This window comes from Nocardia coffeae (genome assembly GCF_019890715.1).
Lineage (GTDB): Bacteria > Actinomycetota > Actinomycetes > Mycobacteriales > Mycobacteriaceae > Nocardia > Nocardia jiangxiensis.
The window spans coordinates 314611-338793 of record NZ_JAINZY010000002.1 but is presented as its reverse complement, the minus strand read 5'-3'; the positions used below and the strand labels follow the sequence as shown (position 1 = coordinate 338793).

Annotated in this window: 21 protein-coding genes; 9 read left to right on the top strand and 12 right to left on the bottom strand. The window is 66.6% G+C overall.

The window, feature by feature from the left end:
* Window positions 1-72: 72 nt before the first annotated feature.
* From K7711_RS10650 to K7711_RS10625, 6 genes are all read right to left on the bottom strand, one after another.
* Window positions 73-873, bottom strand: a complete 801-nt coding sequence (locus K7711_RS10650; RefSeq protein WP_222967691.1) for an SDR family NAD(P)-dependent oxidoreductase — start codon at window positions 871-873, stop codon at window positions 73-75.
* Window positions 870-2510, bottom strand: coding sequence for a class I adenylate-forming enzyme family protein (locus tag K7711_RS10645; RefSeq protein WP_222967688.1), 1641 nt, complete (start codon window positions 2508-2510; stop codon window positions 870-872). The genes K7711_RS10650 and K7711_RS10645 overlap by 4 nt, the downstream gene beginning before the upstream one ends.
* Before the next feature lie 73 nt (window positions 2511-2583).
* Window positions 2584-4044, bottom strand: a complete 1461-nt coding sequence (locus K7711_RS10640; protein WP_222967686.1) for an aldehyde dehydrogenase family protein — start codon at window positions 4042-4044, stop codon at window positions 2584-2586.
* A 9-nt stretch (window positions 4045-4053) separates the two neighbouring features.
* Window positions 4054-4785, bottom strand: a complete 732-nt coding sequence (locus K7711_RS10635) for a hypothetical protein (protein WP_222967684.1) — start codon at window positions 4783-4785, stop codon at window positions 4054-4056.
* A 50-nt stretch (window positions 4786-4835) separates the two neighbouring features.
* Entirely contained in the window at window positions 4836-6782 is a 1947-nt protein-coding gene (locus tag K7711_RS10630; protein WP_222967676.1) for a hydantoinase B/oxoprolinase family protein, read from the bottom strand.
* Window positions 6783-6787: 5 nt separating this feature from the next.
* Window positions 6788-8833 carry a hydantoinase/oxoprolinase family protein gene (locus tag K7711_RS10625; protein WP_222967674.1) on the bottom strand — a complete coding sequence of 682 codons (2046 nt, stop codon included), beginning with the start codon at window positions 8831-8833 and terminating at the stop codon, window positions 6788-6790.
* 299 nt (window positions 8834-9132) lie between these two features.
* On the opposite strand from K7711_RS10625, the gene K7711_RS10620 reads away from it, so the two are divergent.
* The 6 genes from K7711_RS10620 (at window position 9133) to K7711_RS10595 (ending at window position 17229) form a co-directional block, all read left to right on the top strand.
* On the top strand, window positions 9133-10383 hold the full coding sequence (locus K7711_RS10620) for a helix-turn-helix transcriptional regulator (protein WP_235746999.1): 1251 nt from the start codon (window positions 9133-9135) through the stop codon (window positions 10381-10383).
* 153 nt (window positions 10384-10536) lie between these two features.
* The gene (locus K7711_RS10615; protein WP_222967667.1) at window positions 10537-12603 is read left to right on the top strand and encodes a hydantoinase/oxoprolinase family protein; all 2067 of its coding nucleotides are present in this window, start codon (window positions 10537-10539) and stop codon (window positions 12601-12603) included.
* A 9-nt stretch (window positions 12604-12612) separates the two neighbouring features.
* Window positions 12613-14535 (top strand): hydantoinase B/oxoprolinase family protein, encoded by a 1923-nt coding sequence (locus tag K7711_RS10610; RefSeq protein WP_222967665.1) that lies wholly within the window; start codon window positions 12613-12615, stop codon window positions 14533-14535.
* Window positions 14536-14550: 15 nt separating this feature from the next.
* Window positions 14551-14811, top strand: coding sequence for a hypothetical protein (locus K7711_RS10605; protein ID WP_222967663.1), 261 nt, complete (start codon window positions 14551-14553; stop codon window positions 14809-14811).
* Between the two features lie 118 nt (window positions 14812-14929).
* Window positions 14930-15697 (top strand): SDR family NAD(P)-dependent oxidoreductase, encoded by a 768-nt coding sequence (locus K7711_RS10600; RefSeq protein ID WP_222967661.1) that lies wholly within the window; start codon window positions 14930-14932, stop codon window positions 15695-15697.
* Window positions 15698-15765: 68 nt separating this feature from the next.
* Window positions 15766-17229, top strand: coding sequence for an aldehyde dehydrogenase family protein (locus K7711_RS10595; RefSeq protein ID WP_222967653.1), 1464 nt, complete (start codon window positions 15766-15768; stop codon window positions 17227-17229).
* Here K7711_RS10595 and K7711_RS49270 read toward each other — a convergent pair.
* Window positions 17204-17374, bottom strand: coding sequence for an SDR family NAD(P)-dependent oxidoreductase (locus K7711_RS49270; protein WP_372460129.1), 171 nt, complete (start codon window positions 17372-17374; stop codon window positions 17204-17206). The genes K7711_RS10595 and K7711_RS49270 overlap by 26 nt on opposite strands.
* Before the next feature lie 221 nt (window positions 17375-17595).
* Between K7711_RS49270 and K7711_RS10585 the strand changes: the two genes are divergently transcribed.
* Both K7711_RS10585 and K7711_RS10580 read left to right on the top strand, forming a co-directional pair.
* The gene (locus tag K7711_RS10585; protein WP_235746998.1) at window positions 17596-18123 is read left to right on the top strand and encodes a cupin domain-containing protein; all 528 of its coding nucleotides are present in this window, start codon (window positions 17596-17598) and stop codon (window positions 18121-18123) included.
* Window positions 18124-18136: 13 nt separating this feature from the next.
* Window positions 18137-19027, top strand: a complete 891-nt coding sequence (locus K7711_RS10580; RefSeq protein ID WP_222967645.1) for an SDR family NAD(P)-dependent oxidoreductase — start codon at window positions 18137-18139, stop codon at window positions 19025-19027.
* Between the two features lie 5 nt (window positions 19028-19032).
* Here the strand turns inward: K7711_RS10580 and K7711_RS10575 are convergent, their stop codons facing one another.
* The 4 genes from K7711_RS10575 to K7711_RS10560 all read right to left on the bottom strand — a co-directional run bounded on the left by K7711_RS10575 (window position 19033) and on the right by K7711_RS10560 (window position 21436).
* On the bottom strand, window positions 19033-19266 hold the full coding sequence (locus K7711_RS10575) for a hypothetical protein (RefSeq protein WP_222967643.1): 234 nt from the start codon (window positions 19264-19266) through the stop codon (window positions 19033-19035).
* A 63-nt stretch (window positions 19267-19329) separates the two neighbouring features.
* Window positions 19330-19608, bottom strand: a complete 279-nt coding sequence (locus tag K7711_RS10570; RefSeq protein ID WP_222967641.1) for a hypothetical protein — start codon at window positions 19606-19608, stop codon at window positions 19330-19332.
* Window positions 19609-19631: 23 nt separating this feature from the next.
* The gene (locus K7711_RS10565) at window positions 19632-19961 is read right to left on the bottom strand and encodes a lactonase family protein (protein ID WP_222967638.1); all 330 of its coding nucleotides are present in this window, start codon (window positions 19959-19961) and stop codon (window positions 19632-19634) included.
* Between the two features lie 320 nt (window positions 19962-20281).
* Window positions 20282-21436 carry a cytochrome P450 family protein gene (locus K7711_RS10560; protein ID WP_222967636.1) on the bottom strand — a complete coding sequence of 385 codons (1155 nt, stop codon included), beginning with the start codon at window positions 21434-21436 and terminating at the stop codon, window positions 20282-20284.
* 262 nt (window positions 21437-21698) lie between these two features.
* Here K7711_RS10560 and K7711_RS10555 point away from each other — a divergent pair, with 262 nt between their 5' ends.
* Window positions 21699-22820, top strand: a complete 1122-nt coding sequence (locus K7711_RS10555) for an NDMA-dependent alcohol dehydrogenase (RefSeq protein WP_222967634.1) — start codon at window positions 21699-21701, stop codon at window positions 22818-22820.
* A 121-nt stretch (window positions 22821-22941) separates the two neighbouring features.
* Here the strand turns inward: K7711_RS10555 and K7711_RS10550 are convergent, their stop codons facing one another.
* On the bottom strand, window positions 22942-23838 hold the full coding sequence (locus tag K7711_RS10550) for a helix-turn-helix domain-containing protein (protein WP_222967632.1): 897 nt from the start codon (window positions 23836-23838) through the stop codon (window positions 22942-22944).
* Window positions 23839-24183 lie beyond the last annotated feature (345 nt).

The following is a 24183-nucleotide window of genomic DNA, read 5'->3' as shown; positions in this document are numbered from 1 at the left end:
CGCGCCAACGCGGTGGCGGACCCGGCTCAGTGTGTGCCGCAACAGGTTTCGCGGTGGCTGTGTGGGTTGCGGTCAGCTTTCGTCGAAGACGATGGTCGAGGCGTCGACCGCGGCGCCTCCTCCGTCGGCCACCAGAACGTGCCCGGTGACGATCGATGCGTCCCCGGAGGCCAGGAAGGCGCAGACCGCGGCGATCTCCTCCGGCTCGGCCGCGCGCCGCAACGGGACGTGCGCAGTGGTCAGGTCGTAGGCCTGATCGAGACTGATGCCCTCGCGCTGGGCCAGATAGGCCATCGCGCCCTCGCCGAGCTGGGTGCGGATCCAGCCGGGGCAGACCGCGTTGACCCGGACCCCCTTCGGACCGTATTCCCGCGCCAGCCAGCGGGTGATGCCGATCAGCGCCGCCTTCGCCGCGGTGTAGCCGACGGTTCCGGGCGGGCCCGCGATCAGTCCGGCGGTCGAGGCGAACAGCACCAGCGAACCTCGCCGCTCCACCAGATGCGGCATCACCTCTCCAGCGAGGTAGTACGAGCCGTTCACATTGACGTCGAGCGCTTTCTGGTACGCCGCAGCATGTTTCGGGTTCGCGGTCCCGGAGATCGCGGCGCCCTGCGCGGCGATGACGGTGTCGATGCCGCCCAGGTCAGCCGCCGCGCGGGCGACGACGTCGTGGATCGCGTCCCGGTCGGCGCCGTCGGCGGGCAGGGCCAGTGCGCCGGTTTCCTTCGCGAGTACCGCGAGCCGATCGGCGTCGATATCGGTCACCGCGACCTTCGCTCCGTCGGCGACCAGCCGACGGACCACCGCCGAGCCCACCCCACCGGCGGCACCGGTGACGAGTGCGAATTCGGGTTTACTGCGTGCGCCGCTCATCGGACCACCTCACTGTTGTCGCCGCCCGCGCCGACGGCCTGCTCGGCCGGCGCCGGATCGGCGGATTCGACTGTCACGCCGACACTTTCGTACTGCGCGCGCAGCTTGTATTTCAGGATCTTGCCCGAGGCGTTGCGCGGGAGTTCGTCCTGACGGATGAAGTACTTCGGGATCTTGTAGGAGGCCAGCCGGTCCCGGCAGTAGGCCCGCAGCGCGTCGTCGTCGACGTCGACGCCGGCCTCGAAAACCAGCACCGCGCAGCCCACCTCGGTGTACTTCTGGTCCCGCACTCCGACCACCGCGGCATCCTGAATTCGCGGATGCGCGGTGAGTACGCTCTCGATTTCGGCGGGATACACGTTCTCCCCGCCGCTGCGGATCATATCCTTGGCCCGCCCGGCCAGGACGAGGAAGCCGTCGGCGTTCACGTATCCCAAATCGCCGGTGCGGCACCAGCCGTCGACGAAGGTGTCCCGGTTGGCGTCGGGGCGGTTCCAATAGCCGGCGCTGACCGCGCCGCTGCGCACGATGATCTCGCCGACCTCACCGGGCCCCGCCGCACCGCTCGACATATCCCCCTCGCCCGTCCACACCTTGGCCTGGGCCAGCGGGAGTGGGCGACCGATGCTGTCGGGCTGGGAATCGAAATCCTCGTCGTCGAGGGTGGTGGCGATGGCCCCGCCCTCGGTGAGCCCGAACACCTGGGTGAGCCGGATTCCGGGCAGCCGCCGCCGGACCTCGGCGACCATCCACGGCATCATGGTGTCGCCGCCGATGATGAAGTGCCGCACCGACTTCGGGATCCGGTGCTCGATGTCGTCCATGCGCAGCATCTCCCCGAGCATGAACGAGAACAGCAGGCAGTCGGTGACCTGCTCACGTTCGATCACCTCGAGCAGATGGTCGACGGTGAAGTTGCCCGAGGCCAGCGCGACGATCGTGCCGTGCATCAACAGCGCGGGCGCGGCGACCGCCTCGAATCCGCCCGCGTGATAGAGCGGCCCCGGGACGAGAGCGACGGTCTGCGGGGAGAAGCGCCAGCGCAGCGACTGCATGGTGGCCGCGGCGAGGGTGTTGGCGTGGGTCCAGATCGCGCCCTTGGGCAGTCCCGTCGTGCCGGATGTGTAGAGCAGCGACATCGGGTCCTCCGCCACGACGTCGGCTGCCTCGGCGAGCGGCTCGCCACCTTCGAGTACCTCGAAGGGCTGCGCCCATTCCGGTGTCGGATGCTCGGAATCGCTACGCACGATGAAGGTTTCGACCGCGAGGTCCGCGCGTATCGGCTCGGCCTTGGCGAGCAGGCTGCTGTGGATGATCACCGCCTTACATCCCGAGTCGTCGAGGATGAACCGCAATTCGGCCGGTGCCAGCCGGAAGTTGAGTCGCACCGCGATCAGGCCCAGCCGCATCGCGGCGAAACACAGGGGAAGGTACTCGGCGTCGTTGTACAACATCAGCCCGAGCCGATCGCCCTTGCCGAGCCCCAGTTCCGCGAGGGCCCGGGCGTAGCGCAGCGATGTGCCGAGCAGCTGTTCGTAGGTGATCCGCTCGCGACCGTCGAATGCGACCGCGACCCGATCGCGCCCGCACGCCGGGATCTGGTCGAGCACCGAGTCGAGAATCCGAGTGAAGTTCACGACGTACCGTCCTTCCTGCGCGCCCGTCGATCACGGGCCCGCCGTACCGGCGTCATCTGTCCGTTGTGCATGGTCAGACGCCCGGTCCGATCACGATCTGCTTGAGCTCGGTGAATTCCTGAATTCCCTCCGGCCCGGATTCCCGGCCCCAGCCGGAGCCCTTCACCCCTCCGAACGGTGCGCTGACCGCCGGGCCGAAGGTGTTGATCGCCACCGACCCCGACCGGATACGGGCCGCTGTGGCGAGGGCCGCCTCGCGGTCGGTGGTGTAGACCGACGCGGCCAGGCCGAACCCGGTGTCGTTGGCCAGCCGCACGCCCTCGTCCAGGTCCCGGTAGGTCTGAACGACCGTCACCGGGCCGAAGACCTCGTTGCGCACCAGATCGGCCTCGGGCGCCAGGCCGGTGATCAGTGTCGGCTCGTAGTACCAGCCGGTGTCGGTATGCCGTGGCCGGCGCCCGCCGGCGACCACGTGGCCGCCCGCACCGACCGCGCGTTCCACGAATCCCTCGGTGCGGCGCAGCGCTGCCTGATTCACCAGTGGGCCGATCCGGGTTTCATCGTTGAGCGGATCACCGATCCGCAGCACCGCCCACGCCGCCCGCATCTGCTCGATCAGCTCGTCGCGGCGCCGCTCGGAGATCAGGACCCGCGACAGCGCCGCACAGACCTGCCCGGTACCGCCGGTCGCGCCCGGCACGAGCGATTTCAGGACCCGATCCAGCGGTGCGTCGTCGAGGATCAGTGCCGGAGATTTACCGCCGAGTTCCAGATGCGTGCGGGCGAAGCGAGGCCGGGTGGCCTCGATGATCTGTTGTGCCGCAACATGTCCGCCGGTCAGCGAGACCATATCGACGCGCGCGTCGGCGGTCAGCATCCGCCCGATCGTCACATCGCCGCACAGGATGCTCAGCGCGCCCGGCGGAAGACCCGCGGCCTGCGCGCACTCCGCGACGAGCCGCATGATCAGCTGCGATTCGACGGCGGCCTTCACGATTACCGGGCAGCCGGCCAGCAGCGCCGGAATCACCTTGGTTCCCATGGTGACCAACGGGCCGTTGTAGGCCATGATCGCCAGCACCACACCGGCGGGTTCGCGCCGCACGACGACCTCGCCGAGCAGGGATTCGCGGGGATCCTCGCGCAGCGCGTCGACCGCGTATTCCAGGGCCGCCGACCACGCGCCGGCCGCACCGAACTTGTGCAGGGTCGCGCTGTAGCGGACGGGCATGCCCGCCTCCGCGGCCCACACGGTGCCCATCTCTGCGAATCGCGCCTCGAGCGCCGCGCAGAACCGAGCACAGATCTCGACCCGAGTTGCGACCGGGACCTGCCCCCACTCCCGGCCCGCGTCCGCGGCCTGCAGAGCGGCGCGGGCCTGCTGCTGCGAAGGCAGCGCGACCTCGGCGATCACCTGCTCGGTGGCAGGTGACACAACCTCGTAGGCGGACCCGTCGGCGGTGATCCACTCACCGCCGACGAATACCGAATCACTGTGCGGGACAGTAACTCCCGCGACCTCGACCGCACTCATCGGCAATCCTCACGAACCGTTCGCGATGAAGAACGGGCTGGCCGGCTTCAGGAACATGGTCGAGAACGGATTGATCATGAAGTCCGGAATCACCATCTCCCCGGAGATCAGTTGGCGCTTCACCTCGCTGCGGAAGCCCTCGAGATCGCCGATCGTCTCGTAGATCGCGAGATGACCGAGATCCACCGCGTCCACCCCGGGCAGCGGCTTGACCTCCGACACCTCGAACCGCTCGGCCCGGATGACCCCCGGGGCGGCCATGATCTGCGGAATGTGCACCTCGTCGTACCACTTCGCGAACGTGTCGTCATCGCCGGTATGCCGGCTCCACGCGAAGAACAGATGCCGGTCGTCCAGCGATTCGGTGCTCGCGAACTGCTCCGACAGTTGTGGTTTGCTCACCGATTTCGCGAACAGAGCCTTGAACGGCTGCACCATGTAATCCGGCAGCACCATCTCCTGCGAGATCAGTTTGCGCTTGACCTCCTCGCGGAAGCCCTGGGCGGAGCCCTCCATCTCATAGAGGGCCAAATGCCCGAAGTCGACCGAGGCCGCACCGGGCAGCGGTTTGGTGTCGGCGATCAGGAAGCGTTGTGCGCCCAGCATTCCGGGAGCGGCCATCACCTGCGGGATATGTTCCTCGTCGTACCACGTGGCGTAGGTGTCGTAGTCGGTGGTGTAGGTGCTCCACGCGAAGAACAGGTTGCGATCGCTGGGGTTCGGCACGGCCGCGGAAGCCATCGGATAACTCCTCGTTGATTGTGAATTGTCTTGTGCGGGTCGGGAAATGCTCAGTGCCTCGCTCGCAGCGCCGCCGTCGCCTGTTCGTCGATGCGCAGACCTTCGGGGTCGTAATGCGGATCACCGACGACGACCACGCCGTAGTCCCGGGCGGCGCCGGCGATGCTGACGTATTCGTCGCGCACGTCGCGCAGCACCTTGTCGGGGGCACGTTCGAACGGTTCGCCCCAGCCGCCGCCACCGTTGGTCAGGCAGCGCAGCACCGATCCGGCCTCGGTCTTCCACGTCTTCTCGCTGGCGAAGTAGTGGTAGCTGCCGTGGTCGGGATCCAGGGCCTTGGTTCGCGGATCCAGCACGCCCGCGACCGGGGTGCTGTTCGCGTAGACCGCGGCGGTGGTGCCGATCAGATCGTCCCGCCCGCCGGTTCCGGGCTGCGGCGGAAAGATCCAGATCGCGCCGGTCGGTCCCGCCTGTCCGCCGTTGGCGCCCACACCGCTGGGTTCCTTGGTGCGGAACGGCGACAGGTAGTGGTCGGCGGCGGTGAGCCACAAGGTGTCCTTGAGGTTGGCCGCACCGCCACGGTGTTCGCCCGCGCCGCCGGTGTCGATCGCGTGTTCCTTGCGCAACATCACGACGGGCGAATCGTGTTCGATGGTTTCGGTGGCCGGGTCGAGGTTGTTGAGGTTGAACAGCACCGTGTAGCTGTCGCCGTCGGCCTCCTTGGTCGCACCCCACGGGCCGTGTTCGCCGCCGCATTGGGTGGCGCTGGTCCACGGTGTCCCGTCCGGGCGCAGGCCGTTGGCATTGTGGGTGTTGGTGGAGCCGTAGTCACCGCCGACACCCTCGGCGCCCAGAACCGGGTTGAGCGCGTTGAAGATCGCCGCGATCAGCGCACCGGAGGACTCCCAGAACATCATGGGGGCGCCCTCGGGCGGCATCGCGGTGAGGAAGGTGCCGGGCGGTGCGACCAGATCGATCGTGCGCCAGGTGCCCGAGGTGAACGGGATCTCGGGATCCAGCAGCATCGTCAATGCCACCCCGAGCGCCGTTTTCGCGTCCAGCACACCGCAATTGATGCAGGTGCGGGCTTGGGCCGACGTCCCGGACAGATCGGCTTCGATGAGCGATCCGCGTTTGCGCAGCATGACGTGCACCGTGTAGTCGACGGTGTCGTCGAGTCCGTCCGCGTCCACACACGCCTGCCCGGTGTAGTCGCCGTCGGGAATGCGCGAGATGGCCTCCCGCATCTTCTCCGCCGACGTATCGCAGGCATAGGTCAAGGTGCCGAGATAGGCTGCCAGCCCGTATCTTTCGATGTTCTCCCGGATCAGCCGCTCCCCCAGCTGCAACTGCTGGTGCATACTCTTGAAGTCCGGCATCAGCATCGCACCCCAGCGGGTGTTGTCGAAGATGAGGCTGAAGGTCGAGCGCACCGGCTGGTCCTTCGACCACAGCAGCATCGGCGGAATGACGAGGCCGTTCTCGAAGACGTTCATCTTCGTCGCGGAGAACCCACCCGGCACGGTGCCGCCCATATCCAGTTGGTGGGCACGCATATTCACGAACGAGACGATCTTTCCGTCCTCGAACACGGGCCGGGTGAACAACACGTCGTTGACGTGGGTGCCGCCGCGATACGGGTCGTTGCAGATCAGGACATCACCAGGCGAGAGGTTCTCCGGGCCGAATTCCTCGACGGCATTGCGCCCGGCATCGGGCATGGTGCCGAGGAACGGGGTCAGGCTGTTGCTGACCACCGCCATCCGGTAGTCCTGCTCCGGCGGTCCGCTGATGGTGCACGCGAAGTCGTACCAGTCGCGGATGATCGGTGAGAAGGCCTCCCGCAGGAAGGCGGTGGACATATGTCCCACAGCGTATTTCAGCCGGTTGACGATCACCGACGCGGTGAACCGGTCACAGCCGTAGGAGTCGTGGAACTGCTGGTCGGACAGATCACGGATGCGGACCGCGGGGTCGGTGGTGTTGTCGGCGCTCATGATCTTCACTTCCTCCGGATGACGAGTTCGCCGTAGCGGCCGACGGTCATGCGCTGACCGGTGCCGATGTGGGTGGTGGACAGTCCCTCGTTGACGATGATCGGGCCGTCCAGCTCATCGCCGGCTCGCAGCGCCTCGCGGTGGTAGACCGCAGCGCGCTGCCCGGATTCGATGTCGTCGGTGTCCAGGTCACCGAGGTAGCGCAGCGTGACCGTCCGAGCCGGGATCAGAGGTTCGTCGGGGCCGCGTTCGGGCACCGGCGGGTAGTTCACCTTGGGGGTGTCCAGCACCGCGCGCACCCGAAAGGTCACGCCTTCCACCGGCACCATGTCGAATCGGTTGCGGGAACGCTCTTCGTAGGTGTCGTGGAACGAGCCGATCATCGTCGCGACGGCCGCCTCGTCGATGGTGCCGCCCGGCACCGGCACGAACGGAGTGTCCCAGCTCTGACCGACCAGATGGCCGTCGAAACTGCGCTCGAAACTCACAGGCGCGTCGTGTTCGAGCCGCTCCCGCAACTGCGCTTCCATCTCCGTGAACAGGGCGTCGATCCGCGGCGCGACCTCGGGAGTGAGAACCGTGTACGCGCTGCGGTTCACGGTGAACACCTGATCCGCCGACAGCAGGCCCAGCGCCGAGAACAGCCCCGGATTCGGGGGCACGATCACCTGTTTGCAGTGCACGGCATCCATCGCCGCGGGCAGCAGCATCGGACCGGCGGCGCCGTAGGCGACCAGGCTGTAGTCGCGCGGGTCGACGCCGTTCTTGATCGCGACGTTGAACACGCCCTCGGCGATATTGTGTACCGCCATCTCGTAGGCGTACCGAACCCGTTGGGCCAGTGTGAATTCCGAATCCAGCCGCTCGAACGCCTGCCGCGACAGGTTGCGATCGAGGCTCACCTGGCCGCCGGCGAAGGTTTCGCTGTCGATGATGCCGATCAGCAGGCAGGTGTCGGTGGTGGTCGGCTCGATGCCGCCGCGGCCGTAGCAGGCCGGGCCGGGCGTCGAACCGGCACTGCCCGGGCCGACCTGGATCGCACCGGTCTGGCCGATGCTCACCAGACTGCCGCCGCCCGCGCCGATCGCGGTGACATCGTTGGCGAGGGCGTTGACCACCAGATCGTGTTCGAGCTCGAAGGTCGTATTCACATACGGCTCACCGCCGGTCACCACGCTGATATCGCAGGAGGTGCCGCCCACGTCGGCGCACAGCAACTGCGATTCACCGATCAGCGCCCCGAAATGCGCGCTGGCGACGGTACCGGCGGCCGGGCCGGAAAAGACGATCCGGAACGGATGCTCCATCGCCCGTTGCGAGGGCACCAGGGTCGCAGCGCAGTCGGCGAAATTTAGTTGACCGGTGAAACCCAGGTCCGCCAAACCCTTTTCGAGTTTCGCGGTGTAATCGGCGTAGATGAGTTTCATCAAGGCATCCACCACGGTGGTGGATGCGCGAGCGTATTCCTTGGCCAGCGGGGAGACCTCGCTCGACACCGAACACGGCACATCACCGAGCACTTCGCGCACCAATTCGCGCAGCCGCAGCTCGTGTGCCGGATTGACGTAGGCATTGATCAGGCAGATCGCCACACCCGCCACACCGCACTCGCGCAACACCTCCAGCTCGGCACGCGCCTGGTTCTCGTCGAGCTCGAACAGCACACCGCCGTCGGCGGTGATGCGCTCCCGGATGCCCCGGCGCAGATAGCGCGGGATCAGCGGGCGGGCGGCGTCACCGAAGCTGCGCCGCCACCGCGGATCGAGAATGGCCTCCGCCGGACGCCACACGCGCCCCATGTCGAGAATGTCGCGGTGGCCCTCGGTCGCCAGGAAACCGATCTTCGGGAGCTGGCGAGTAATCACCGCGTTCAAACCGTGCGTGCTGGCGTGATTGAACACTGCGGAGTTCTCGACACCGAGCAGCGCCGCGCCCTGCAGCACCGGTTTGGTCACGTCGGAATAGTCGGTCGACACCTTCGCGGTGTGGATTCGTCCGTCCCGCAGGGCCACCACATCGGTGAATGTGCCGCCTACATCGACTGCGATCATCGTTGATCCCTTTTCACTACAGCTGGTCGGAAAGAAGCTGAATCGGCCCGAGTCGCGGTCCCCGGACCCGACTGACGGAGTGCAGGCAGTTCTGGCACTTGACCACGTCGAACCAGCCTCCCTCCGAATTGACGGGATACCGCCTCAACTCCCCGTCACATCGGGGGCACGCCCCCTCGACGAGCTCGCGCTCCAGGCGCGGCGCCTGGTCGTCCCGGTTCTGGCTCATCCGTTCAACTCCACTGTCGAGTCGGTCACCGACGCTCGTGCGCCGCTGCACCGACGCTATGGGATCTGAGATGTGCATCACTATCCGTAAACCGCCGACATTGATCCGGAAAACGAAGACGACGGGCAGCACGTTCGACGGCACACATCACCAGGTAGTCGCCCTGTCCCCGGTATGGATATATTATATTTTAAGTGAGATAGATCACGGGAGCGTGGATATGAGCAGTTCATCGATCCGATCGGAGTCCGCCGACCTGGCGGCAGCGGTACGAGAGATCGCCGAGGAAGCCGCCGGCTTGCTCGATTGCGATCCGCTCGGCGCACCACCGGTCACGGGTCCGTCACCTGACGTCCCGACGCTGGACGACCTCTGGCAACTGGTGGCCGCCGAGGCACTGCGCGAAGCGGGCGGCAGCACCCCTGGCCGACTGACCCCTTTGATCGGTCTGCTCGACCGGATCCGCGAGGCGGAGGCGATGCAGGCTCGGCTGCGGCTCGCGGATCGCACCCGCACCCTGGCCAAGGTTCGCGCCGCACTCGCGGGTGTAGCGAATGCGCGATCGGTGGATGCGCTGCTCGCTCGCGCTCCGGAGGCGGCATGCGGTCTCGGATTCGACCGCGCACTGGTGTCCACCGTCGACCGGACGTGGCGGCTGCACACGATGTGTGTCGTGCGCGAGCCCCGATGGGCCGAGGAGATCGTCGCGGTGGGCCGGGCGAACCCGCCGGTGCTCGACCGCAGCTTGGTCGAGCACGACCCGGTGGTCGACGCACGCGCCGTACTGGTCTCCGAGGTCCAGGACAACCCCCGGGTCAATCGCCCGCTCGCCGAGATCACCAAATCGTCGTCCTACGGGATCGCGCCGCTTTTGGTCGAGGGTGAGGTGATCGGGTTGGTTCACGGCGACTGTTATCACCAGCGGCGCGTGCTCACCGAAGTCGATCGGATGGTGCTGTCGGCATTCGCCGACGGCCTGAGCCAGCACCTGGCGAGAGTCGTTGTGCTGGAGGGCCTCTCATCCGTGCGATCGCAGCTCGACGGACTGACCGGATGGCGTACCCCGGCGCCGGCGATCGCTGAATCCGTCGCCTCGAGCCGCGATGACGATTCGGTCCTGACCCGCCGGGAGGCGCAGATCGTGCGCCTGATGGCGGCCGGTGATTCGAACGGCAGGATCGCCCGCCGCCTCACAATCTCCGAGGGCACCGTGAAATCCCACGTCACGCGGATCCTGCGCAAGCTGGGCGCCGCGAATCGGGCCGAGGCCGTGTCGATTTGGCTGCGCAGCTCCGCGACCGGTTCCATCGCGCGAGTCTGACGTCCCCACCGACCGGTTCGGCCGAAGGTCGTACGAATCCCTTACCTGCGTCGGATGTAGTGCAGAGCACGCCGCGAGACAGTGAGCTGCACCACAAAAGCGGCGCCTGTTCCGGGTTCATGCCGCTGCAGCACAGGGCACTGGAGGCGCAGTATGACGCAGAGCGAGCGGGCGGCCGACTGGATCGTCGGCATCGATGTCGGTGGGACCTTCACCGACATCATCGGCCTGAATCAACACACCGGAGAGATCCGCGACGGAAAGGTTCTGTCCACCCGCGAACAAGAGGTCGGGGTGCTCGACAGCATCGCGGCCGTCGATCTCGAGATCCCCGACATCGCCGAGATCGTGCACGGCCACACCGTCGGCATCAACGCCCTGCTCAGCCGGACCGGCGCGCCGACCGGTCTGATCTCGACCCGCGGGCACAAGGATCTGCTGGACATCGGCCGGATGCACCGCGAATTCGGGGATCGCTTCTACGACCCCACCTGGGTGCGCCCGCATCAGGAGCGGCCGATCGTTGCGCGCGCATCGCGCTACGGTGTCGCCGAGCGACTGCGCTACGACGGTTCGGTGCTGCTGGCGTTGGACGAGGACGAAGTCCGCCGGGCCGCGCGGGAATTGGCCGACCGGGGCACCGAATCGGTGGCGGTGTGCCTCATGAACTCCTACACCAATCCCGAGCACGAGCGTCGCGCCGCCGAAATCGTCGCCGAGGAACTGCCGCACGCCTACATCCAGACCTCGGCGCTGTATCCGGTGACCAAGGAGCACGAGCGCACCACCACCGTGGCACTCGACGCATACGTCGGCCCGGCGGTCGTGGGCTATCTCGACCGGCTGATGGATCGCCTGGCCGAGCGCGACTATCGCGGCACGCTGTGGATCATGATGATGAACGGCGGTGTCGCCACCTTCGCCGATGCCGGGAAAGCCCCTGTGTTCCAACTGGTTTCAGGACCCGTGGGCGGAGTGAGCGGCAGTGTGAAACTCGCGAACGAGGGCAGCTCACCGAATCTGCTCACCATAGATGTGGGCGGCACGAGTACCGATGTGGCCGCTATTCGCCGCGGCAAGACCCCGTTGACCGACACCTGGACGCTGGAGACCGGGCTCACGCTGACGATGCCGCTGGTCGATGTGGAGAGCATCGGCTCGGGCGCGGGCAGCCTGATCCGGCCCAACGCGCTGGGCAACGTCGCGGTCGGACCGGCATCGGCGGGCTCGAATCCCGGACCGGTGTGTTACCAGCGCGGCGGCACCGAACCCGCCCTCACCGACGCCTGTGCCGCGCTGGGAATCCTCCAGCCGGATCTGTTCGCCAACGGAGCGATCCGGCTCGATGTCGACGCCTCACTGGCGGCACTCGTACGGACCGGCGCGCAGTGGGGTATGTCGGCGGTCGAACTGGCCTCTGCCGCATACGAAGTCGCCTGCCAGGACATCGCCGCGAAGGTCCGCACGATTTCGGTCTATCGCGGGCTGGACATGCGGGAGTTCGCGTTGCAGCCGTCGGGTTCGGCCGGGCCGATGCTCGCCGATCGCGTGGGGCAGATTCTCGGTCTCGACAAGGTGATCGTTCCCGCGAGCCCCGGCCAGTTCTCCGCGCTGGGGCTGCTGCGCAGCGATCTGATGGTCACTCGCGCTCAGTCGATCATGACACCGCTGGACCCGGCGCACGCCGATGCCATCGAGGCCGCCTTCGCCGCCCTGCAGGATCGCATCCGCGACGAGCTGAAAACTCAGGGCGCCGACGTCGAACGGATTCTCTTCGAGCGCGCCGTGTTCGCCATGTACCGCGGCCAGACCTGGGACAACCGAATGCCGATCTCGGCCGGCACGCTCACCGCCGACACCGCGGCCGCGCTCGTTCCCGAATTCCACGAGTTCTACCGGGAGTCCTACGGATTCGCGGCCACCGAGATCCCCGTCGTGGTGTCGACGGTCGAGGTGACCGCGATCATCGCGCGCGAACAGCGCAAGCCCGAAACCGCGCCCGAAGACGGCGAATCCTTCCTGCGCACAACACAACTCATCGTGCCCGGCACCACCGAGCCCGTCGAGGTTCCCATCCACGTCCGCGAACGCCTCGGACGCGACGAGCAGGTGCACGGTCCCGCACTGATCGCCGAGAAGTACGCGACGACGCTGGTGCTGCCCGGGCGGACCGCATCGCTGGACGACGACCTGAACCTGATCATCGAGCCCCGGAGCTGAGGAACGACAATGACCACCACCACCCCCGAAACCACCGGCCCCGCCGTGGACGTCGAGCTGGACATCCTGCGCTACGGACTCACCGAAGTCGCGCGCGAAATGCTGGATTCGCTGATGCGCAGCGCCTTTTCGCCGGTGTGCCGCGACATCCTCGACTGCACGGTCGTCATCCACATGCGCACCGACGAGGGCTGGGAGGCCGCCGCGCTGTGGGAGGGCTGTATGCAGCACGCCTTCGTCGCCCCGCACATCGCGAATTTCGTGATGGACGACTGGGATATCGACACCATGCGGCCCGGCGACGTCATCTTCACCAACGATCCGTGGCGCGGCTCGCTGCATCAGGCCGATGTGAATCTGTTCCGTCCGGTCTTCGTCGACGGCCGAGTCGAATTCCTGCTGCAGTCGACCTCGCATCTGGTGGATCTCGGCGGCCCGATCCCGGGTGGGTTCTCCAACGGCGCGCAGACCCATTTCGAAGAACAGCTGAAGCTGCCGCCGACCTTGCTGTACGCGGACGATGTGCCAGTGCGCCCGACGTTCAACTTCCTGCTCGAGAACAACAGGGTTCCGCAATTGGCGCTCGGTGATCTGCGCGCCCTGCACGGCTGTCTGGTCGTCGGCGAGCGCCAGTTGCACGATCTCATCGCTCGCGGTGGGCTGGAACAGGTTCGGGCCGCCGGACGGTACGCGATCGACGCCACCGAGGCGAGTATGCGACGCGGTATCGCGAGCATCCCCGACGGCGACTACACCGCCGAGGATTTCCTCGACGAGGACGGCGTGACCGACGAGCCGATCCCGGTGAACGTCACCGTGAAGGTGCGCGGCGACCGGATGGAGATCGACTTCTCCGGTTCGGGACGCCAGCCGCTGGGCAACTGCGGGACCGCCTGGTGTGAGGCGGGACGTTGCATCGAGGCGGTGAAGCTGATGGTCGACCCGTCGACACCGGTCAACAGCGGCACGCTGCGGCCGATCGATGTGCTGCTCCCCGCGGGCAGCGTGGTGCAGGTGCTGCCGCCGTCGAGCTGCTCGAGCCACGCCGACATCGGGCCGCGTGCGATCAACGTGGTGACGCAGGCACTGAGCCAGGCGGTCGAGGAGTCCTTCGCACCGGACACCGGAACCGCGCTCTATGTCGGCTTCAGCGGAATCGACAGCCGCCCCGGACATGAGGGAACCCCTTGGGGCGCTTACGGTCTCGCGGGTGGCGGCTGGGGCGGCACCTGGAAGCAGGACGGTGTCTCGTTCTGCGTCGTCCCGATCGGCAACTGCCGCACCTCGGTTCAGGAACACGTCGAGATCGAGAGCCCACTGATCGTCGTGCAGCACGAGATCGTGATCGACACCGCCGGAGCGGGGCAGTTCCGCGGCGGTCTGGGCTCGGTCTACTCGATCTACGCCGAATCCGACACGCTGGTCACCGTGGTCGCCGATCGGCTCCGTCGCGGCGCACCCGGCTCCAAGGGCGGCGGCGCGGGCACCTCGGCGTACGGCTGGTACATCGAGAACTTCGATCTCACCACCCACGGCGATCCGCTCGATCTGCGTGGGGCCGAACCGCTGTTCGGCATGTTCGACGAGCAGGGCCGTCCCGACCCGAACGACGGCGAATTCGGTCGCGGCGCCCGCTACACCTCCGGCAAGTTCTCCAACCTGCTGTTGCGGGCCGGCGATGCGATTCGCTTCGTCATCGGTGGCGGCGGCGGATGGGGTGATCCGCTCGTACGCGAGGTGGAGCGAGTCGGGGCGGATGTGCGGGCCGGGTTGGTCAGCGCCGAATTCGCCTCCGCCGCATACGGAGTGGTGATCGTGGACAGTGCGGTCGACGAGGCCGCCACCGCCGCACGGCGGGCGCATCTGGCCGGAGAACGTGAACAGGGTCGCTGGCAGGTGCCGGTTGCGAACCCCGTCAGCTGGACCATCTGAGCGAAAGGCGTACCCATGGCAGTCGATCGACTCCTGTTCCCCCGTCCCGAAACACCACGCGTGTACGTCGAGCGGACTCCCGTCGACGGCGCGTGCCCGGAGTGCGGCGCAGAGGATCTGGCCCGTTATCCGGTGGCGAACTACCTCGGCCCGCGCATGGTGGTGAAGTGCCAGCAGTGCCTTCACCAGGTTTCGGTCACGCGCCCCGAACCCGAGGACCACTGGCCGGCGTGGCGGTCGCCCGCCCGGGACTGGCCCGCCTCGCGGGTCGGCTGAGACCGACGCTCGAACCCGCGCAAACGCCTCGAGCCGCACGGTATTTGCGCGAGAAGCCGCTGAGGCGCACGCCCGCCGTCGAATACCCAGCGCGGCACACATCGAAAGGATTCATCTCATGTCAGGGCTGTTGCTCGACGGGAAAGTTGTACTCATCACCGGCGCGGCCGGTGGGATCGGGCGGGCCGCGTCGTTTCTCGCGGCACAGGAAGGCGCGCGACTGGCGCTGACCGATATCGCCGACGAGGGGGTGCGGGCAGTCGCACAACAGGTGCAGGCGAACGGCGGTGACGCCCTACCCCTTCCGGCCGACCTCACGAACGGCGATTCGGTCGACGCGATGGTCGCTGCCGCCGTCGAACACTACGGACGACTCGACGGCGCTTTCAACAACGCCGGTGTCAGCGGCGGGCAGATCGGGCAGGGCGGCCGTCGCGTCGGCGAATGGGACGAGGCGGCGTTCGATCGGGCCATCGCCGTGAACCTCAAAGGTGTCTGGCTGTGCCTGCGGGCCGAGCTGAAGCAGATGGAGTCTCAGGGCGGCGGCGCGATCGTGAACACCGCGTCGCTGGCGGGCCTGACCGGCTTCAAGACCACCGCCGGATACTCGGCGGCCAAGCACGGCGTGATCGGCCTGACGAAGACCGCCGCGATCGAATACGCCCCGACCGTGCGGATCAACGCGATCTGTCCCGGGTACACCGACACCGATCTGATGAAGGATGCCAAGGCGCGCAGCGGTGACACGATCATGGCGCGCATTCCCTTCACCCGGCTGGCGCAGCCGGTGGATATCGCCGAGATGGCCGTGTGGCTGCTGTCCGAGCGGGCCGGTTACGCGACCGGCGGCGAGTTCGTCGTGGACGGCGGGTACCTGGCCGGATAGTGATATAGCACAATATATTCAATATGCTCCGGTGCGGCCGGGGCGATTCCGACAGAAAGAATGTTGTTATGACCGCCTTGACCGCCGGGGCAGCGAGCTATATCGACGGACGCTGGACAACCGGTGACGCCGAGCCGATCGTCTCGATCAACCCGAGTACCGGCAGGCAGATCGCGGTGACGCCCTCGACCGGTCCGGCGCAGGTCGCGGCAGCGGTGTCCGCGGCCCGCCGGGCCTTCGACGGCGGCGAGTGGAGTCACCTCTCCCCCGCCGACCGCGGCGCACTGCTGCACCGATTCGCCGATCTGCTGATCGAACGCCGCGAGGCCATCGTCGGTCTCGCCGCCACCGAGATCGGCACCCCGATCAGCAGTGCGGGCACCTTGCATGTGGATCTGCCGGCGAAGTTCTTCCGATGGTTCGCCGACGCCGCCGCGCGCGGCCCGCACGACGGCTACGAACAACCCCTGCCGCTGGACCATGATCCGATCACCTCCAGCAGCATGCTGGTGCGCGAACCCGTCGGGGTGGTGGCCGCCATCGTCGCCTACAACGTGCCGGTCATGATGTGCGCGTACAAGTTGGGCGCCGCACTGGCGGCGGGGTGTTCGACGGTGCTCGTCACCTCGCCGCGCGCGATCCTGCTGACCTCGGCGATCGTGCGGTTGTTCGAAGAGTCCGGATTCCCTTCCGGCGCAGTCAATCTGGTCTTCGGCCCGCCGAGAACCACGACACTGGTGGTCGAGTCGCCCGAGGTCGATATGGTGAGTTTCACCGGATCTGCCGCAGTGGGCAGCAAGATTCTGGCGCTGGCGGCACCGACATTGAAGAAGGTCGTGCTGGAGCTCGGCGGTAAATCACCCAATATCGTCCTGCCCGGTACCGATCTGGACCAGGCGGTGCCTGCGTCGGCCCTGCGCTTCACCCGCAACAGCGGGCAAGCCTGTGGTGCCACCACACGAACTCTGGTGCCGCAGGCGGACTTCGACGAATATGTCGAGCGATCAGGGGCTTTCCTGCGCAGTCTCACCGTCGGTGACCCGCTGGCACCCGAGACCATCCTCGGTCCGCTGATCACCGGCGAGCATCGGGCGAAGGTCGAGGGATTCCTGGCCCGCGCGCAACAAGCCGGCGCCCACCTGCCTGTCGGTGGTGGCCGACCGGCGGGACTGGACGAGGGCTTCTTCCTGGAGGCGACGCTGGTGACCCATGTCCCCAACGAGGCCGAGATCGCGCAGGAGGAACTCTTCGCCCCGGTGGGTGTGGTAATGCCCTACACCGATCTCGACGACGCGGTCCGCATGGCAAATGACGCGAAATATGCTCTGAACGCCAATGTTTGGGGACCGACCGCCGAGGCGATCGCGTTCGGCCGCCGACTGCGCTCGGGCACCGTCACAATCAACGGCGGCGGCGGGATGCGGGCCGACGCGCCGTGGGGCGGGCCGGGGCACAGCGGCATCGGCCGCGAAGGCGGCGAGGAGGGCCTGCGGGAATTCTTCGAGATCAAACATATGCAGTGGCCGTTGTAGTCATACGCGAGAAATCAACCGCCGCAACGGCATTGCTGAACATGACGTCGAGCTTGCCGAACTCCGTCACCGCCGTGCCGACCAGCGCCCGCATCTGTTCGGCAGAGGTGACGTCGGTATGGACGTACCGCGCCGCGCCACCCAGACGCGCGGCCGCCGCGGCCCCCTTCTCGCCCCGTGTGCGACGAACGATTCGGCGGCGGCCAAGCCCATCCCACTGGCGGAGCCCGTGATCACGGCCACTTTGTCTTCGATCGAGCAGGGTGGACTCACCGGCCGGTCGGCCAACCCGACAGGTTGCATTAGATATTTTATATAGTATTTTGTGATGGGAAGCACAGTCACGCTCCGCAGGGAAGGAACTTCATGGGTGGCGAGCATCTGAACAAGACGGCACGGCGGGTGATCGCCGGGCGGGACGCGGACGGCAAGTCGGCCGTCGTCGTGGACGAGAACACGGCCACCCGGGTGGCTCTCCCGGCGTTCACGGTCAACGACGTCTGGCGGGTCGATTCCCTGCCGGGCCGGTATCGGGACGACGACACGTTGAAACCGGAGGTGGAACTCGACCCGCCGGCGAGCGGGCTGGTCGTCCGGCTGGCCACCTTCCCGCCGGACAGCGAGATCGATCCCGCGGTGTACGCGGAGTCGATCGGGAACCTGCACGGCGAACAAGCCAATGCCGAGAGCGAAGGCATCGTCGGACTGCACGCGACCGAGACCATCGATATCGCCACGATCCTCGACGGCGAGATCTACGCCCTCTACGAAACCGGCGAGACCCTGCTTCGGCCGGGCGACACGGTCATCAACCGCGGAATCGAACATGCCTGGAGCAACCGCACCGACAAACCAGTGACGATGGTCGCGGTCATGCTGCCGGCGAACGACTGAAGGAGAAGTATTCATGTTGTCATTCGACGGACGCGTCGCCGTGGTCACCGGCTCGGGACGCGGCCTCGGGGCGTCGCACGCCAAGTTTCTGGCATCACGCGGCGCGGCGGTGGTGATCAACGATCTGGGCGGTTCTGCTCAGGGCACCGGAGCCGACACGACTCCGGCGCAGGACATGGTGGGCGAGATCGTCGCCGCCGGCGGTCGTGCGGTGGTGAACTTCGATTCGGTCACCGAGAACCCCGAGGGAATCGTGCAGGCCGCGATCGACGCGTTCGGCCGCCTCGACATCCTGGTCAACAACGCCGGCATCAACCAGGTGCACTCCTTCGGGCCCGACATCGTGCCGTCGATCCGGCAGCACATGGAAGTGCATTTCTTCGGCACCGCCGGCGTCACCGCCGCAGCCTGGCCGCACCTGGTGAACAGCGGGTCCGGGCGCATCGTGAACACCACCTCCCCCACGCTGATCGGCTTTCCGCAGCAAACGCCCTACGTCTGCGCGAAGGGCGCGATCTTCGCCTTCACCCGGACCCTCGGCCTCGAGGCGGCCGAGGTGGGCATCAAGGTCAACGCGATCGCCCCGACCGCGGCGACACGGATGTCCGACGAGGCGGACATCTCGGAAGAGTTCAAGCAGTTCATGCGCGACAACCTGCCGACCTCGCTGGTCAGCCCGGTGGTGGCCTATCTGGCCCACGAGGACTGCGCGATCAACGGTGAGGTGATCCAAGCCCAGGGCGGCGAGGTGCAGCGGCTGGTGCTGGGCTTCAACACCGGCTTCACGAGCAAGGAACTCACTCCGGAGTTGGTGCGGCAGCACCTCGACGAGATCCTCGATCCCGCGACGCATGTGCCGTTCAAGCAGATCGACGAGCAGGACCTCAGCGCCGTCGGCAAGTAGAGCGGTCAGGACGCTGCCGAGGCGGCGGCTGTCAGGGCGACCTGGCCGAGCAGGGTCGCCGCCGGAGCGGCGTACGGCGATCCGGGAAGCGGAGTCAGTGCACCGTCGGCGTGCACATCGAATCCGGCGATCGACCGGCCGATGGCATTCGGCACACAGAGGCGGCGGCCGTCCGCGGTGACGACCGCACCGTGCGGCACCCCATCGGTCCGATAGGGCGGCCCCGGAGTGGGCGTCAACCTGCCGTCGGCACCGATCGCGAACCCGGACAGATTCGTCCCGAATTCGTTGCTCGAGTAGAGCTACCGGCCATCGCGCGTATAGCCGGGCCGGATCGGGCCGAGTTCGACGCGAGTCGGTCCGAGCGGCGTGAGAGCGCCGTCGGGCCCAATTACGAAGTTGGACAACGTATTTCCGATGTATGTCGCCACGCGCAGATAAGGCCCGTTCGGGTCGACACTGGCCATCCCGACCGCGCTCAGCCCGTCCACCGTCACCGGCGGCGCACCTGTCAGGCTCAACGCGCCCGACGGCGCGACCGCGAACGACACCACATGCCCCGGGACGCCGCCGACCACCACGAACAGGTGCGATCCGTCCGGGGTCAGCTGCGCGGCGGTCGGAGGACCGTCGAGCGGACCGTCGCGCCGGGTATCGGGTGCGGCGCGCCGTCGTCGTCGAGCCGGTAACCGCTGACCGCGAGGTCACCGACGTGCGGCACGTACACGGTCCGCCCATCGGGCGCGAGGACCAGCGACAGGATGCCGAATCCGGTCGGGAACGGGCTGTCCGGCACCTGTGTCAACGCACCGTCGTCGCCCACCTTCACCACGCCGATCCCCATCGATGCGTCGCCGGCGACGACAAGAAATCGAGGATGCGTCGCCGGGACAGCCGACGCTTCGGGGATCGGCGGCGCGACGATCCCGGTCACGCCGAGGAGAGCACAGCCACGGATACCGTTGCCGCACTGCTGAACCCGCGTCTCCTCCGGCGCGGGCCGACTTTACCCGCCCGCCTCGATCGTGCTCGTGTACGCGTGAACGTCGTCATCGACTTTCCTCCCGGATTCGGAGTTGATACGTCCGGGCGTACCGCAATTGGTTTGCGGCACAGCCGGTTCCGCACGTCGCGGGAACGCGTGTCGAAACGCGCTCCCGGCCGCTCGAATCCAGGTGGATTTTCAGCGCTTCACCGTCCAGAAAAATGCACAGTCCGACCAGCAGCGGCATGATGCGATCGGCTGCGGATGTTTCATCTTCTGGTCACTTCGTCGATATTCAGCGGTGGTGACGGCGGAAAGACAACCGGTAGCTCGGTCAGAGCGCGGTGGAAAGGCCCCGGGCGCCAGCTCAGTTCTTCGGCGCCGTATGCGAGCCGCATTTCCGGTAGCGCGTCGACCAGTTGATCGATCGCGTCCTGCGCCACCAGGTACGCGACCGACCGGGCCGGGCAGGCATGGGGACCGATACTCCACGACAAATGTGCGCTGTTGTCCAGGTACACACCGATATTCACCGCCGGATCGTTGTTGCACGCGGCCATACTGATGACCACGGGCTGATGGGCGGGCAACCAGACGCCGTCGATCAGGATCGGCTGACGCGGGAAAGTGGTGCACATATTGGCCAGCGGCGGATCGGTGAACAGCACCTCGTCCAAGGCGGCGCGCGTGGTCAGACTCCCGCCGAGCAGGCCGCCCGCGAACCGATCGTCGGTGAGCAGCATTCGCAGGGTGTTGACGATCAAGTTCTGCAGCGGTTCGATTCCCGCACCGTAGAAGCTGACGAGCTGGCTGATCATCTCGATGTCGTCGAGCCCGGCCGGGTGCCGCAACAGCCGTGAGGTGATGTCGTCTCCGGGTTCGTCGTGCCGCAATGCCGTCAAATCGGCCAGTGCCGCGACGAGCATCGCATCGGCCTCGCCGGTATCGGAACCGTCGAATATCGCTGCCATGGCCTCGGCGGCGCGCTGCCCGATATCGGCCGGGCAACCGAGCATCGAATTGACCACTTGGAAGGTGAGCGGAAAGGCGTACTCGCCGATGAGTTCCGCCGTTCCCGTCGCACAGAAGGAATTGATCAACGGAAACGCGATCTGCTCGACCATGCCGTGCAGCGGGAACATCTCGACCTCGTTCAGCGCGGCGACGGTGGGGGCGCGATAGCGCGAGTGCTCGGGATCGTTGAGGATCCGCCGGGCGATCTGATAGTCGATCACAAGTGTGGCAGGCACGCCCGGGGCGAGTTCGATCGGCACCAGCGCACCGAACCGGTCGCGCATCTCCCGGTAGACCCGATGCGGGTCGGTCGCGAATTCCGTTGTGTACAGCGGTATTCGGGCACCGCCACGGTCGGTCGGCGAGCCGTGTGGAGCAGGCCCGCCGGGGGCACGCGCTGAGGTGGTCATGAAGGGACTGTTGCTCGCTGTGTGGCAATCCGTAGGCGCCTCGAGTGACCCGATGGCTCGCTGCCAGGCACGCCGTTTGTCGAGGAGGTAAGGGCGTCGTCGTGCCGACGGGGCGAGCTCGGTTGAATTTTTGCGAATTCCGATTTCGAAAAAGGCCAATTGACCTGCCTTGCAGGCGATGCCACGATGCAGAAAGTATTCGTCGCGATCGGCGCGAAATATTCGGCCCGACCGCATTCATGTTTCCAGAGGAGTTGGGTCGATGAGGACACGGGGCGCGGTGCTGCTCGAATCTCCGGGCCGCTACGAGGTCGTCGAGTTGGAAATGGACGATCCCAGGCCGGGCGAGATCCGGGTGAAGATGATCGCCAGCGGTCTGTGTCATTCCGACGACCACTTCGCGATCGGCGACCAGACTCCGGGCATCCTGCCGATCACCGGTGGACACGAGGGTGCGGGCATCGTGGAAGCGGTCGGGCCGGGGACCATCGGCTTCACCGAGGGCGACCACGTGGTGTTCTCCTTCCTGCCGGTCTGCGGGCGCTGTAAATGGTGCGCGAAGGGTCTGCAGAATCTGTGCAATCTCGGCGCGTTCCTGGCCACTGGCGCGCGCTTCGACGACCCGACCTCGTTCCGGCTGTCGATGGACGGCAAGCCGGTGGGACAGCTGGCCGGATTGGGCACCTTCTGCGAACACGTGACGGTGTCGACCGCATCGGCCATCCGCATCGATCCGTCGATCCCGCTCGATGTCGCGGTGCTCACGGGTTGCGGTGTCGGCACCGGATGGGGTGCTGCGGTGAATTCGGCTGAGGTGCGGCCGGGTGATGTGGTGATCGTGATGGGCATCGGCGGCATCGGCGTGAACGCCGTACAAGGTGCCGCGCATGCCGGTGCGAGTGCGGTCATCGCCGTCGACCCGGTGCAGTTCAAGCGCGATTCCGCACTGAAATTCGGTGCCACACACGCGTTCTCGACCATGGAGGAAGCCGGGGAACTCGCACGTTCGATGACCGACGGCCAAGGCGCGGACGCCTCGATCGTGACCGTCGGCGTGACGACCGGACGGCATATCGGCCAGGGATTGCAGGCGGTGCGCAAGGGCGGGACCTGTGTCGCCGTCGGCATCGGCGACACCACCGTCAAGGACGGCGATATCAACCTGCACGATCTGACGCTGTCCCAGAAACGGTTGCAGGGCGCGCTGTTCGGCGCCTGCTCCCCCACCGCCGACATCCCTGCCCAACTGGCGATGTACCAGCAGGGCAAACTCGAGCTGGAGGGCCTCGTGACCGCCCGCTACTCGCTGGATCAGATCAACCAGGGCTTCGACGACATGAAGGCCGGGCGCAACTTGCGCGGCGTCATCGTGCACGACACCTGACAACTTCGACACCGAAGGCCGCGCACACCCCTGCGCGGCCTTCGGCCGTGGCGCGGTACACAGCAACAGCGTGCGACCATCGCTACCTCGGTAACAACCCGACCCCCGGTCTCAGTGGATCTCAGGACTGCGAGGTGGAACCCATTGCTCCGCCGGGTGAGGTGTGCCGATAATTCGGGTGGGCCGCCGCCCAGGAGGCGAGGAAACGCAGCGCTTCCTCGGAGGCACTTCCGGGCTCCGCAGTCCAGATGACGAGCTGCTGGCCGGGATCGGCCGAACTCGCAAGATTTTCCCATTCCAGCGTGAGATCACCGGCGATCGGGTGGCGGATCGTCTTGATGCCGAACGTCCGGTGCGCCACGTAATGACCCGCCCACCAGGTGCGAAACTCTGGACTCTGCACCGACAGTTCGCCGACCAAGGCGCTCAAGCGCGGATCGTCGGGGTCGCGCGCGGCTTCCATACGGAGGTAGGCCACACAGTCCCGCGCAACGATTTCCCACTTCAGGTAGCGCTCACGCATGATCGGATCGGTGAAGAGTATTCGCGCGTAGTTGCGCCGGTTTTGCGGAATCTCGGCGAAGTCGGTGATCAGCGCGGCAGCGAGATCGTTCCACGCGAGAATGTCCATCCGTAATCCGAGAATGAATGCGGGGATATCGGTGAGCGTCGCGAGCAGACGCTCCAGCGGCGGCCGGATCCGCTGAGATTTCAGCCGACGGGGCCGCGGATTGCCCTTACCTGCCAGGTCGAACAGATAGCCGCGCTGGTCCTCGTCCAAGCGCAGTGCGTCGGCCAGGGTCGTCAATACCGGCGCGGAAGCCTGGATTCGTCCCTGTTCGAGGCGTGTGTAGTACTGGGCGCTGATCGACACGAGCTGGGCGACTTCCTCTCGTCGCAGCCCCTGCACACGTCGCGGTGACCCGTTGTCTGGGATGCCCACTGCCTCGGGAGTGAGTTCCGCGCGCCGAGCCTTGAGAAACTGTCCCAGCTCAGCCCGGTTTTCGATGCTACCCATATCACTACGGTACGGCCGCCGGCGCCGTTGCGACTGTCACCGTGGGGGTAGGAATCTCTACCCCCGAACCGGCTCGCCCTCGCGGTCCGGTCGAAATCTTCGGGCAGTCATCGTCTACGACGGAAGCCACTCGCTCTGTCGTGCCGAGTATTCCTCGAGAAATGTCGAATCGTTGATTCGAAATGTATCAATTGACATCGCCGGTCCTGCCCGCCGTACTCTGCATATATCCGATACTTCGATTTCGGCTCGAAATACATTTGCAGGCAGTCTGCGCACACCATCGGACGGACGCGCGGCACCGAAAGGGATAGGATGAGCGCGAGCAGGGTTAAGCAGCACCGT